Source organism: Mycetocola sp. Y444 (genome assembly GCF_059445295.1).
The window spans coordinates 725,725-737,605 of sequence record NZ_JCAIUB010000003.1 but is presented as its reverse complement, the minus strand read 5'-3'; the positions used below and the strand labels follow the sequence as shown (position 1 = coordinate 737,605).

Below are 11,881 nucleotides of genomic sequence, written 5' to 3'. Positions count from 1 at the left end.
TAGGGTTTCGGTATGCCGAAACCTCTAGCCGACGTGCAGCCAGCCCTGCCCGCTGCGCCGAAGCCGGCAACACGACCTCGGCTCATCTGGTTGCTTGGCCCAGCGCTCGTGGCCGGTGTCGCCTACCTCGACCCCGGAAACGTCGCGAGCAACATGACGGCCGGAGCCGAGTACGGGTACCTGCTGGTGTGGGTGGTCGTCGTCGGCAACGTGATGGCCTGGCTCATCCAGTACCTCTCCGCCAAGCTCGGCATCGTCACGGGCAAGAGCCTTCCGGAGGTGCTCGGGGAACGCATCAAGAACCGGCCGGGACGCATTGCGTACTGGGTTCAGGCCGAACTCGTCGCCATGGCGACCGACCTCGCCGAGATCATCGGTGGCGCGGTTGCCCTCTATCTCCTGTTCGACCTCCCCTTGTTGGTCGGCGGCATCATCACTGGCACCGTCTCGATGGTCATGCTCGCCGTGCAGTCCCGTCGTGGACCCCGTGCGTTCGAGGGCATCATCGTCAGCCTGCTCGTCATCATCGCCGTCGGATTCAGCGCTGGCGTGTTCATCTCCCCACCGGATGCCGGTGGCGTGGTCGCGGGGTTGGTCCCACGTTTCGACGGTGCGGGTTCTGTCCTGCTCGCCGCATCCATCCTCGGCGCAACGATCATGCCGCACGCTATCTACGCCCACTCGGCGCTCACCCGTGATCGTTTCGCAGTGCGCGCGGCCGGCCTGACCACGACGCGACTGCTCCGCGTGACCCGCTGGGATGTCTCCATCGCCATGCTCATCGCCGGCAGTGTCAACCTCGCGATCCTCCTGCTCGCGGCCACCAACCTCGCAGGCGTACCGGGAACCGACAGCCTCGAGGGAGCGCACGCCGCGCTCGAGACCTCGATCGGCCCCGTCGTCGCGACGCTGTTCGCCCTGGGACTGCTCGCCTCTGGCCTCGCGTCCACGTCGGTCGGAGCGTACGCGGGCGCCGAGATCATGCAGGGACTGTTGCGTGTCCGCATTCCGCTCCTCCTCCGGCGGCTCATCTCCCTCATTCCGGCGCTGCTGCTCCTCGGGTCAGGCTTCGACCCCACCCTCGCCCTCGTGCTGAGCCAGGTCGTGCTGTCGTTCGGAATTCCGTTCGCCCTTATTCCCCTGGTGGTCATCACGGCGAAGCGGCCGATCCTCGGTGGGTTCACCAACCGCTGGTTCACGACGACCGCTGGCGCCGTGGCATCCGTGCTTCTCGTCAGCCTCAATGCCCTGCTGCTGTTCCTGCTCTTCACCGGTGCCGAATAGGGTGGGTTGCCATGAAGTTGTCCAAGTCGGTGATCGAGAACTATCTCAAGACGATCTACGCGCACACCGAGTGGCAGGCTGACCCGATCACACCATCGGTCCTCGCCGAGCGGCTCGGCCTGGCACCGTCAACGGTCACCGAAATGGTGAAGAAACTCGCCGCGGCCGGACTCGTCACCCACGTTCGCTACGGTGCGATCACGCTCACCGATTCCGGAAGGCTCGAAGCCGTCGGCATCGTGCGGCGACACAGACTCGTCGAGACCTGGCTCGTCCGCGAGATGGGCTACGGCTGGGATGAGGTGCACGACGAGGCCGAAATCCTCGAGCACGCCATCAGCGACCGTCTGCTCGAGAGCATCGATGCCAGGCTCGGTCACCCCGACCGCGACCCGCACGGAGACGCTATCCCGGCCACCGATGGCGCGGTGAGACGCGAGGATGCCGTGTTGATCGGCGCAGCAGAGACCGGTCACACCGGCGTCGTGCTTCGGATCAGCGATCGTGACCCCGCACTCCTGCGCACCCTCGACGCTGCCGGTGTCGACATCGGAACACCGGTAACGGTCGTAGACGGAGGTCTTGTCGCCGCCGACGTTCGAATCCCGCTCGACGGTGCCGCGACATCCGCCATCTGGGTAAGCGCCTGATCCCGGCCCCCTCAACAGGTCACAGCCCTACACTGAAAGCACGACCGAAGGAGCCGAATGACCCGTCGCGATGAAGTTGAATGCTGGTTGACCGATATGGATGGCGTGCTCGTCCACGAGAACCGTCCACTCCCCGGCGCCGCCGAGCTGCTTCAGCAGTGGCGTGACCAGGGCAAACCGTACCTCGTGCTCACCAACAACTCGATCTTCACACCTCGGGACCTGAGCGCGCGTCTCCGCTCGTCGGGGCTGGAAGTGCCCGAGGAGTTCATCTGGACCTCGGCGCTCGCCACCGCCGCCTTCCTCAAGGACCAGATGCCGGGAGGCTCAGCCTTCGTCATCGGCGAAGCGGGCATCACGACGGCCCTGCACGAGGCGGGGTTCATCATGACCGAGACCGCTCCCGACTATGTCGTTGTCGGCGAGACCCGCAACTACTCCTTCGAGGCGATCACCAAGGCGATCCGGCTGATCAACAACGGCGCCAGGTTCATCGCGACGAACCCGGATGCCACCGGCCCGAGTGCGGACGGCCCCATGCCCGCAACGGGAGCAATCGCCGCCCTCATCACGAAGGCAACGGGCAAGGAACCATACATCGTCGGCAAGCCGAACCCGATGATGTTCCGCTCGGCCCTCAACAAGATCGGTGCACACTCCGAGAACACCGGCATGATCGGTGACCGCATGGACACCGACGTCGTTGCGGGAATCGAGGCCGGACTTCACACGATTCTGGTGCTGACCGGGATTTCGGACGAGAAGGAAATCGCACGGTACCCATTCAGGCCGTCCGAGATCCTCGGCGGCGTTGTGGACCTGCTCGAGCACAATCCGATCGAGTCAGAGGTCGTCTAGGTCGTCTGGTCGTCGAGGTCGTCGCGGTCGGCTGGTCGTCTAGGTCGCTGGCTGCGCGATGGCGAGCGTTCCGGTGAGCGCCTCGCCGGTTGAACGGCTGATGAAGCAGTAGTAGTTGCGCTCCCCCTCGGCCCACTGCTCCTCGGTGACCGGGTAGGTGCCCTGCACCTGGAGGTCGGAGTATGCTCCCGCAGCCGCCGAGTCGAGGACGCCGGGCGCACTGCACCAGAGTGAGATCTCAGACGCGATCTCGGCTTCACCGGGGTATGCGGCGGCGGGATCGGATGTGACCGGGGCCGTGAACACCATCTGCGCTGTGTGTGCCGTCGCGCAATCCACGACCGCGAACTTCTCGGCCCACGGTGTTGTGTACGGCTCGAGGCACTCCCCGCCGAGGAGGCCGTTCCACTTGTGTTCGCCGGGTGCGACCGGGCCGACAGCTGCAAGCGTTTCCGTGGGCGGGGTCGTAGGAGTGGGGGTTGGGGTCTCGGTCGGCGTGGCCGCTGTCGTCGTGGCCGCGGCTGCGGGGGTTGAGCCGGCGCTTCCGAAGAGACTCGGCAAGCTCGTACCGAGGAAGAACAGCGCGATAAGCACCAGGACGACGGCAATCCCGAGCGCCACCCACTTCACGACCGGAGGAAGTGCCGACATCCCCGATCGGCCTGAGCCGCGCTCTGGACGCTCTGGACGTTCTCCCTCCCGTGATGCCGGTTTCACGCCCAAGGGCGGGACCAGCCCACCGAAGGTTTCCTGGCCGAACTCGGACATCGGTAGTCCCGCCGCCGAAACAGGACTGTTGTAAGCAGAAGCGGCGCTTGCCGTGTCGGCGGCGTCGTCGGCGGCGTCGGCGTTCGCCTTGTCGGCGTCGGCGTTGTCGCGGTCTGGATTGGTGTCGGCGTCCGGCGCAGCTGATGAGGTCGCGGCTGCGGCGGCCTCGAGTTCCATCAGGAACGCGAGGCTGTCGGTGTCGTAACTGGCGGGGGCGCGCTTCGCGGGGCGGGGTTCGCCAGGATCGGGTTGCGACGGCTCTTCGGCGCGTTCGGGCTCGTCGGGCCGTTTGGGTTCGACCCCGGCGTGCGGGTTCTCGACCGGCTCGGCATCCACCGGCTCGGCATCCACCGGCTCGGCATCCACCGGCTCGGTCCCTGCTGGCCCGGTCTCGGCCGGCTCGACGGCGACGGGTTCTGTCCTGGCACGCCGCGGCACAGCGGGCTCAACAGGCACAGCGGGCTCAACAGGCGACGGCGATGATGGTGGGACCGACGGGGACGTGTGGACGACGGGGTCGAGTTCATCATTGGGAGTGAGCGACCAGTTGAACGGTGCGCTGTCGTTGTCGCTCGCGTTGGCACCCGAGGTGGCGCCGTCACTCGTGCTGCCCTTCCCACTGTCAGCGACGACGGGCTCGACCGGTACGCGGGGCGACCGTCTCAGCCAGGGCCGCTCGACATCGGGTCGCGGCTTAAAAAGCGCCGACTGGGGCACTGCCGTGACCTCGGGTGTCGCGGATGATGATGTCGAGGATTGTGGCGCGGGTTCTGGTGTTACGGGTTCATCCGCCCGCACAGGCTCGACGGTCGGCTCAACAGTGGGGTCGACAGTGGGGTCGACAATAGGCTCGGCGAGCGGCTGGAATGAGCTCCGGCGACGCGGAACGGGCTCGTCCGACGGTTCGTCGCCACCGGAATCGCCGCTGCCAGCGTCAGGGGTATCGGCATCACGGGCGTCAGCACGACCGGAATCGGCAGCGCCAGCATTGCCGACGGCGTCCCGTGCGTTGCGCCCCTCGTCACCGACATCGGCGGCAGCAGCGCCAGCGCCAGCGCCAGCAGCAGCGGGCGGGCTGGTCGGCCACCACGGCGTCAGCTCAACAGCGGGTTCCTCGGTCTCCTCGTTCGCCGGGAAGCGGTCTCCCGAGTGATCGCCCGAGCCGTCGGCAGGATCGGAACCGCGGCGTCGTCGCCGGCGGAATGACGACTCGTCGTCGCTCACTATTCGAGTCCCAGGTCAGCGAGCCCAATCGCGGCAAAGTAGGGGTAACCCGCCGCTTCGATCACTTCACGCGCTCCCGTGTTGCGGTCGACAACCACGGCGACACCTGCGATCTCGGCTCCGACTTTCTTGAGCGCTTCGATCGCCGCGAGGGGCGAACCGCCCGTGGTCGAGGTGTCCTCGAGCACAATCACTCTCTTGCCCTCGAGGTCAGGCCCTTCGACCTGTTTGCCTCGACCGTGATCCTTGGGCTCCTTGCGAACGACGAATGCGTCATAGGCCAGTCCGCGCGCCGCACCCTGGTGCAGCACAGCTGCAGCGACGGGGTCAGCACCCATCGTCATTCCACCGACAGCGGCGACGTCGGGAACGTCGGCGATCAGGTCGATCATGACCTGGCCGATCAGCGGCGCGACCCTGTGGTCAAGGCTGACCTTTCGAAGGTCGACGTAGTAGCTCGCCTTCTTGCCGCTCGTCAGGGTGAAGTCCCCGTGGAAGACGGCCTCGGCCGAAATGTACTTGATGAGTTGCTCGCGTGCGTCGGTCACGCGCCAAGTTTAGCGATTCAGGCTTCTGTAGCCGCGGGAGGCTCGCCACATGGCAGTGCCGCCGTCGCTCCCCGAACGGGGAACGACGGCGGCAGTCGGCAAAAGTTGCTTCGCGGTGTCAGTCTCAGAACGTGGCGACGAGCCGGCCGATGACCTTCCCGTTTGCGAGGCGCTCGATGCCGTCAGCGATCTCGTCGAAGCCGATTTCGGTCACCGTCGGGTTCAAATCTCCGGTGGCGAGGTAGTCGTACACTCCCTGCACGTCATCCTTCGTGCCACCGACCGACCCGACAAGCGTGACGTTGTTGGTGATGAGCACCCGGGTGTTGATGGTGGCCTCGAGGCGACCCATCCCGACCTGCACGACACGGCCGCCCGCACGCACGGTTTCGATGGCATCCGCCGTTGTGACGCCAAAACCAGCGAAATCGACGATGACATCAAGCCCAACGTCAGCGAAGTCCCGAATGCTCTTCCGAACATCGGTCACCCCGGCTGCACGCGCGTTCTCCCAGACGTCTTCATTGACCTCGGCGACATAGACGTCAGCACCGGCGAGAACGGCAACACGAGCACCGATCTGACCGAGCCCACCGAAGCCGATGATCCCGAGCTTCGTGCCCTTCGTCACCTGACCGTTCGCAATGACGGCGTGGTGGGAGGTCATGCCCGCGTCGGTTCCGGCTGCGCCGTATGCGAATGACACGGAATCCGGAATGCGAACGAGCGCTTCCTGGCCGATGACGGTCTTCGCGGCGAAACCACCGTCGAAGGCATACCCCGGAGCGCCGAGTTCGGTGGTCGGGCAAATGCCGACCCGGTCGCCAACTGCCCAGTCTGTGACGCCATCGCCAATTTCGCTGACAACACCGGCCACTTCGTGCCCGATGGTGATCGGCGTCTTCGCGAGCAGGGCGAGCCAGCCTTCGTCCTCCATCAGGCCCACATCGGAGTGACAGAGTCCTGCCGCCTTCACGTCGACGACGACCTGGCCTGGCCCCGCTGTGGGCTCGGCAACCTCGGCGAGAACGAGTGGTTCGTGGGTATTGGTGAACTGCCATGCGCGCATGTGTGGTGCTCCTCTATTTCTTTGAGAACCGAAAAACGCGCCTCCCCCAGTGATCAACCGCATCTGGCGCTACGGGATCGGCCTGGGAGGGCGCGGATTTCGGCGGTGCTGCCGTTACGGCAACGGTGCCCAGGTGCGGGTTGGCACCTGGCGGTAGCCGTCACGTTTCACAACGACGAGGCTGCCGATAGCTGCGGCGGCACTCAGGACTGCAATTCCTGCGAAGAATACGAACACGAATCCGGCCCTTTCTGTGGTGAACGGCGACGGCCGTTGGATACAGCTCAATAGTGCCCGCGTCAACTATTCAGAACAAGCGAATGTTTCTTAGGCGAATCGGTAGCATAGCTACATGGACGTTCGTCGCCTGGAGCTTCTCCGCGAGTTAGCCGACCGGGGCAGCATCGCCGCTGTTGCCGCAGCCACCCACCGCACCCCGTCCGCGGTATCCCAGCAGCTGAAGGTGCTCGAACGCGAAGCCGGAGTGCCGCTCACCGAACGCAACGGTCGCGGAATCTCACTCACGGATGCCGGACGGGCGCTCGCACACAGCGCCACCGATGTCGCCATCGCCCTCGAACGCGCACACGCGGTGTGGGACGAGTACCGCAACGACGCAACGGGCACTGTCTCTGTCGCGACATTTCCGACAGCGGGGCAGATGCTCCTACCCGGCGTGGTCTCCACGCTGGCAGATTCCCACGGTCCGACAGTGACGCTCACCGACCGCGACCCCGACAGCGGCAACTTCCCGGCACTCACGGTCGATTTCGACATCGTGCTTGCCCATTCGATGCCTGGCACCCGCGCCTGGAGCGGAAAGGGACTCCGCAATCTCCACCTGCTGACCGAACCGCTCGATGTTGCCCTGCCTGTCGGCCACCGCCTGGCCGGTGTCAACATGCTCACGCCCGACCAGCTCGTTGACGAGCCCTGGATCGGGGTTCCGCACGGTTACCCGTTCGACGGACTCATGCACGAGATCGAAGCTGCGACCGGCGCCCACTTGAACGTGGTGCAACGCGTCACCGACAACCGCGTCTCCGAAGCGCTCGTTGCAGCTGGAATCGGGATCGGCATCGTTCCGCGCTTCACCGCATCCGGACCGGAACGCGGAATCGTGACGCGCCCGCTCACGGGAGTGGAGGCATCCCGGAACATCGTCGCGCTCATGCGACCGGAAAAGGCTGAGCGGTTCGCCGTGCGGACGGTCGCTGAAGCGCTGCGCGCCGAGGCCGTCCGGCTGCAGAACGCCCACAATCCCGTCGAGGACCCTGCCGCATACACGACACCGCGCTGGACGTGATCCGACCACGAGCCGGCCGACCATGAGGCCAGCCGGCTCGCCGGTCGATCAATCGTGTTCGGGGAAGCCGAGGTTGAGGCCGCCGTGGCTCGGGTCGAGCCAGCGACTCGTGATCGCCTTCTCCTGCGTGAAGAAGTGAACGCCGAGGGGTCCATACGCCTTGGAGTCACCGAACATTGACTCCTTCCAGCCACCGAAGGAATGGTAGGCAACGGGGACAGGAATGGGCACGTTGATTCCGACCATGCCGACGGTCACCTCACGCTGGAACCGGCGCGCGGCTCCGCCGTCGTTCGTGAAGATGGCCGTGCCGTTCCCGTACCTGCTGCTGTTGATGATCTCGAGGCCCTCCGCGTAGCTCTCCACCCGGACGACGCTGAGCACAGGCCCGAAGATCTCGTCCGTGTAGACGGTGGAGCTGAGGGGCACCCGGTCGATCAGCGTAGGGCCGAGCCAGAATCCGTCGGCATCGCCGTCGACCTCGACCGTGCGCCCGTCGACGACGATGCTCGCACCATCGGCTTCGGCGACGTCGAGGTAGGACGCGACCTTGTCGCGGTGCGCCCTCGTGATGAGCGGCCCCATGTCGCAGGACCGGCGGCCGTCCCCTGTCGTGAGTGTCGACATCCGTTCGCTGATCCTCGCGATGAGGTCGTCGGCGATGCTGTCGACGACGAGCAGAACGCTGATCGCCATGCACCGTTCGCCCGCCGAACCGAAGCCCGCGTTGACTGCCGCGTCGGCGGCGAGGTCGAGGTCAGCGTCCGGGAGCACGAGCATGTGGTTCTTCGCACCTCCGAGCGCCTGCACCCGCTTGCCGTTTTTCGCCGCCGTCTCGTAGATGTACTTCGCGATCGGCGTTGAACCGACAAACGAAATCGACCTGACCACCGGATGCTCCAGCAGTGCGTCGACTGCCTCCTTGTCGCCGTGGACCACATTGAAGACGCCGTCGGGCAGCCCGGCCTCCGTGAACAGCTCGGCGAGCCAGTTCGCTGCCGACGGGTCCTTCTCACTTGGCTTGAGCACGACCGTGTTTCCGGCCGCGATGGCGATCGGGAAGAACCAGAGCGGCACCATCGCCGGGAAGTTGAACGGGCTGATGATGCCGACAACACCGAGCGGTTGCTTCACCGAGTACACGTCGACCCCCGTCGACACGTTCTCGGAGTACTCCCCCTTGAGCAGGTGCGGGATCCCCGTCGCGAAGTCGACGACTTCGAGACCGCGGGCGATCTCACCCGCCGCGTCGGAGAGGACCTTTCCGTGCTCGGAGGTGAGGATCTGGGCGAGCTCGTCCTTCCGTGAGTTGAGCAGTTCACGGAAGGCGAAGATCACCGACTGGCGCTTGGCGAGCGAGGCATCCCGCCAGGCGGGGTACGCCGCAGCGGCCGCGGCGACAGCACTGTCGACGTCGGCGACGCTGCCGAGTCGCACGTCCTTATCGCTCGTGCCCTTTGCCGGGTCGAACACCGGTGAGGTTCGCTGTGACTCCCCCTCGACGAGCGTTCCGCCGATGAAGTGGTTGATGTAGCTGGTCATGACTGTCCTTTCGAAACTTCTGTGAGCACGGCGTCGTAGCTGTCCATCGCCTCGCCGACCTCGTCCGCCGTCACCGTGCACGGCGGTACCACGTGAATACGGTTGTCCTGCACAAACGGAAGCAGCCCGCGCCCGACGAGCGCCGCCTTGATGCTTCCCATGACCGGGGCGGGAAGCGGCTCGCGGGTGGCGGCATCCGCGACCAGTTCGATCGCCCAGAACACCCCTTCACCGCGCACCTCGCCGATGACATCGTGCTTGTCGGCGAGTTCCGCGAGTGCTGGCCCGATGGCCTCGCGTCCGATTGTCGCCGCGTTCTCGACGATGCCTTCGTCGGCCATCGCGTCGAGGGCGCCGACGATCGACGCCATGGCGAGCGGATGCCCGGAGTAGGTCAGTCCCCCCGGGAAGACCGTCTCGTCGAAATCGGAGGCGATCTCGTCGGAGATGATGACGCCTCCCGCCGGCACGTACCCCGAGTTCACCCCCTTGGCGAACGTGATGAGGTCAGGGACGACGTCGTATCCCTCGAACGCGAACCAGCGTCCGGCCCGGCCGAACCCCGCCATCACCTCGTCGAGGATGAGCACGATGCCGTATCGATCGCAGAGTGCGCGCACCCCCGCGAGATAGCCGGGCGGCGGAACGAGCACACCGGCGGTGCCCGGGATGGACTCGAGCAGGATCGCGGCGACCGTCTGGGCGCCCTCGCCCTGGATGACCCGTTCGAGGTGGTGAAGGGCCCGCGCCGATTCTTCCTCGGGGGTCGAGGCCCAGAACTCGGAGCGGTAGAGGTACGGGCCGAAGAAGTGCACGTGCCCGCGCGCAAACTCGTTGGGCATTCGCCGCCAGTCCCCCGTCGCGACAATGGCAGCGCCGGTGTTGCCGTGGTACGACCGGTAGGTGGAGAGGACCTTGTCTCGCCCCGAGTGCAGGCGCGCCATCCGAATGGCGTTCTCGTTGGCATCCGCACCGCCGTTGGTGAAGAAGACCCGCGAGAATCCCTCGGGGGCGAGATCCGTGATGCGCCTGGCTGCTTCGCCACGCGTGAGGTTCGCCGTGGACGGTGCGACCGTCGTGAGCTGGTCAGCCTGTTCCTTGATCGCAGCGATGACCGCCGGATGCTGGTGGCCGATATTCACGTTGACCAGCTGGCTCGAAAAGTCGAGGTAGCGGTTGCCCTCGAAGTCCCATACGTGGGTGCCGAGGCCACCGGCGACGACGAGGGGTTTCAGCGTTCCCTGGGCCGACCATGAGTGAAAGACGTGGGCGCGATCGAGGTCGGCTGTTGTCTGATTGCTTTCTGATGTGAGCGTGAGTGCCACAACATCTCCTTCGCGTTGGTGCGTGTGCCGGGCCCGGGCGGAAAGCGAGAGCTCCCCGCCCGGGACCGGCTTGTGGTGCTTCTAGTTGCCGCCCTCCTCGAGGGTGACCTCGATCGGAGTAAAGCTGTCGCCGGTGGTATCGACGCCGTCCTCCTCCAGTTCATCGAGCGCTTCCTGGATGTACTCGTTCGTCCAGACGCCAGCCGGCGGCTCTTCGGTGATGAGCGCAGCGCCTGACTCGTTGACGGCGGAGAGCGCACCCTGCACCGTCTTGTCGAACGCCGCTTCGTCGATGATTCCGATGCCGTTCTCAGCAGGCCAGATCAGCTTGTTGGTCTCGTTGACCATCCACAGTTCGTGGCTCGGACCCCAGCCGGAACCGGCGTCGAGCGTGATCTCGGAGGCTTCCTCCGGGTTCTCGGCCGCATAGACCCAGCCCTTGATGACGGCCTTGAGGAACGAAACAGTGGTGTCCTGGTACTCCTCATCGCTCTCGAGCTTTTCGGTGTCTGCCCAGATGGCGTCCTGAAGCATCGCACCGACGGTGTCCTGGTAACTGATGACGTTGAAGTCCTCCTCGGTGTACAGCTCGCCGGTGTCCGGGTTCGGCGTCTCGAGCAATTGCGCGTACTCGTTGTAGGTCATGGCCTGCGCGGCGTCGATGTCACCCTGCAGGAAGGAGTTCATGTTGAAGTCCTGGGTGATGATCTCGACGGTTGACGAGTCGAGGCCCTCGGCGGCCATGGCCGCGAAGATCTCCCACTCGTTACCGAATCCCCATGAGCCGATCTTCTTGCCCTCGAATTCGGCGACCGATTCGATCCCGGAATCAGCCCACGAGACCTGGAGCGTTCCCGAGCGCTGGAAAATCTGGGCGACGTTCGTGACGTTCGCACCGGCCTCGATCGAGCCGAGCACCTTGGGCACCCAGGCAATCGCGTAGTCGACATCGCCGTTGGCCAGGGCATCCTGTGGGACGATGTCGCCGCCGGACGGGATGATTTCGACGTCGAGGCCCTCCTCCTCGAAGTAGCCCTGGTCGAGGGCGGCGAAGTACCCGGCGAACTGGCCCTGCGGCAGCCACTGCAGCTGCAGCTTCACCTCGGTGAGTTCGCCTCCACCGTCGGCGTCGGAGTCTGACCCTGTGTCTGCTGGTGCCGAACACGCGGAGAGTACGAGCGCCGCTGAGACGGCGAACGCACCCACCGTCGCGAGGCGACGTGTGCTGTGTTTCATGGTCTGTCCTTTCATGCGTGGTGCTTGAAGGTGGTGCAGGATAGGCCGTCAGCCCGGCGGGCTGAGGACAC

General features: G+C 65.5%; 10 protein-coding genes. 4 read left to right on the top strand and 6 right to left on the bottom strand.

All coding sequences use genetic code 11. From position 1 onward, the window contains the following. Positions 1–12 precede the first annotated feature (12 nt). The 3 genes from AC1C2M_RS14990 to AC1C2M_RS14980 are packed head-to-tail and all read left to right on the top strand — an operon-like array spanning position 13 to position 2,792. Positions 13–1,284 carry an Nramp family divalent metal transporter gene (locus tag AC1C2M_RS14990; protein ID WP_495437393.1) on the top strand — a complete coding sequence of 424 codons (1,272 nt, stop codon included), beginning with the start codon at positions 13–15 and terminating at the stop codon, positions 1,282–1,284. Between the two features lie 11 nt (positions 1,285–1,295). Next, positions 1,296–1,934 (top strand): metal-dependent transcriptional regulator, encoded by a 639-nt coding sequence (locus AC1C2M_RS14985; protein ID WP_495437391.1) that lies wholly within the window; start codon positions 1,296–1,298, stop codon positions 1,932–1,934. Positions 1,935–1,991: 57 nt separating this feature from the next. Beyond that, positions 1,992–2,792: an HAD-IIA family hydrolase gene (locus AC1C2M_RS14980; RefSeq protein WP_108392036.1), complete on the top strand. Its 801-nt coding sequence runs from the start codon at positions 1,992–1,994 to the stop codon at positions 2,790–2,792. 39 nt (positions 2,793–2,831) lie between these two features. Here the strand turns inward: AC1C2M_RS14980 and AC1C2M_RS14975 are convergent, their stop codons facing one another. The 3 genes from AC1C2M_RS14975 to AC1C2M_RS14965 form a co-directional block, all read right to left on the bottom strand. Beyond that, on the bottom strand, positions 2,832–4,784 hold the full coding sequence (locus tag AC1C2M_RS14975) for a hypothetical protein (protein ID WP_495437389.1): 1,953 nt from the start codon (positions 4,782–4,784) through the stop codon (positions 2,832–2,834). Next, the gene (gene pyrE / locus AC1C2M_RS14970) at positions 4,784–5,332 is read right to left on the bottom strand and encodes an orotate phosphoribosyltransferase (protein WP_483406050.1); all 549 of its coding nucleotides are present in this window, start codon (positions 5,330–5,332) and stop codon (positions 4,784–4,786) included. The genes AC1C2M_RS14975 and pyrE overlap by 1 nt, the downstream gene beginning before the upstream one ends. Before the next feature lie 124 nt (positions 5,333–5,456). Beyond that, positions 5,457–6,401: a zinc-binding dehydrogenase gene (locus AC1C2M_RS14965; protein WP_495437387.1), complete on the bottom strand. Its 945-nt coding sequence runs from the start codon at positions 6,399–6,401 to the stop codon at positions 5,457–5,459. A 352-nt stretch (positions 6,402–6,753) separates the two neighbouring features. Here AC1C2M_RS14965 and AC1C2M_RS14960 point away from each other — a divergent pair, with 352 nt between their 5' ends. After that, positions 6,754–7,707: a LysR family transcriptional regulator gene (locus AC1C2M_RS14960; RefSeq protein WP_495437385.1), complete on the top strand. Its 954-nt coding sequence runs from the start codon at positions 6,754–6,756 to the stop codon at positions 7,705–7,707. Between the two features lie 48 nt (positions 7,708–7,755). On the opposite strand, the gene AC1C2M_RS14955 is transcribed toward AC1C2M_RS14960, so the two are convergent. The 3 genes from AC1C2M_RS14955 to AC1C2M_RS14945 form a co-directional block, all read right to left on the bottom strand. Continuing rightward, positions 7,756–9,249, bottom strand: a complete 1,494-nt coding sequence (locus AC1C2M_RS14955; protein WP_495437383.1) for a CoA-acylating methylmalonate-semialdehyde dehydrogenase — start codon at positions 9,247–9,249, stop codon at positions 7,756–7,758. Continuing rightward, positions 9,246–10,574, bottom strand: a complete 1,329-nt coding sequence (locus AC1C2M_RS14950; protein WP_495437381.1) for an aspartate aminotransferase family protein — start codon at positions 10,572–10,574, stop codon at positions 9,246–9,248. The genes AC1C2M_RS14955 and AC1C2M_RS14950 overlap by 4 nt, the downstream gene beginning before the upstream one ends. A gap of 81 nt (positions 10,575–10,655) precedes the next feature. After that, on the bottom strand, positions 10,656–11,810 hold the full coding sequence (locus AC1C2M_RS14945) for an ABC transporter substrate-binding protein (protein ID WP_495437380.1): 1,155 nt from the start codon (positions 11,808–11,810) through the stop codon (positions 10,656–10,658). Positions 11,811–11,881: the final 71 nt, after the last annotated feature.

Excerpts from the sequence above, each read along its gene's own strand:
- AC1C2M_RS14955 (WP_495437383.1), bottom strand. The coding sequence starts at position 9,249 with ATGACCAGCTACATCAACCACTTCATCGGCGGAACGCTCGTCGAGGGG.
- AC1C2M_RS14980 (WP_108392036.1), top strand. The coding sequence starts at position 1,992 with ATGACCCGTCGCGATGAAGTTGAATGCTGGTTGACCGATATGGATGGC.
- AC1C2M_RS14990 (WP_495437393.1), top strand. The coding sequence starts at position 13 with ATGCCGAAACCTCTAGCCGACGTGCAGCCAGCCCTGCCCGCTGCGCCG.
- AC1C2M_RS14960 (WP_495437385.1), top strand. The coding sequence starts at position 6,754 with ATGGACGTTCGTCGCCTGGAGCTTCTCCGCGAGTTAGCCGACCGGGGC.
- AC1C2M_RS14945 (WP_495437380.1), bottom strand. The coding sequence starts at position 11,810 with ATGAAACACAGCACACGTCGCCTCGCGACGGTGGGTGCGTTCGCCGTC.
- AC1C2M_RS14965 (WP_495437387.1), bottom strand. The coding sequence starts at position 6,401 with ATGCGCGCATGGCAGTTCACCAATACCCACGAACCACTCGTTCTCGCC.
- AC1C2M_RS14985 (WP_495437391.1), top strand. The coding sequence starts at position 1,296 with ATGAAGTTGTCCAAGTCGGTGATCGAGAACTATCTCAAGACGATCTAC.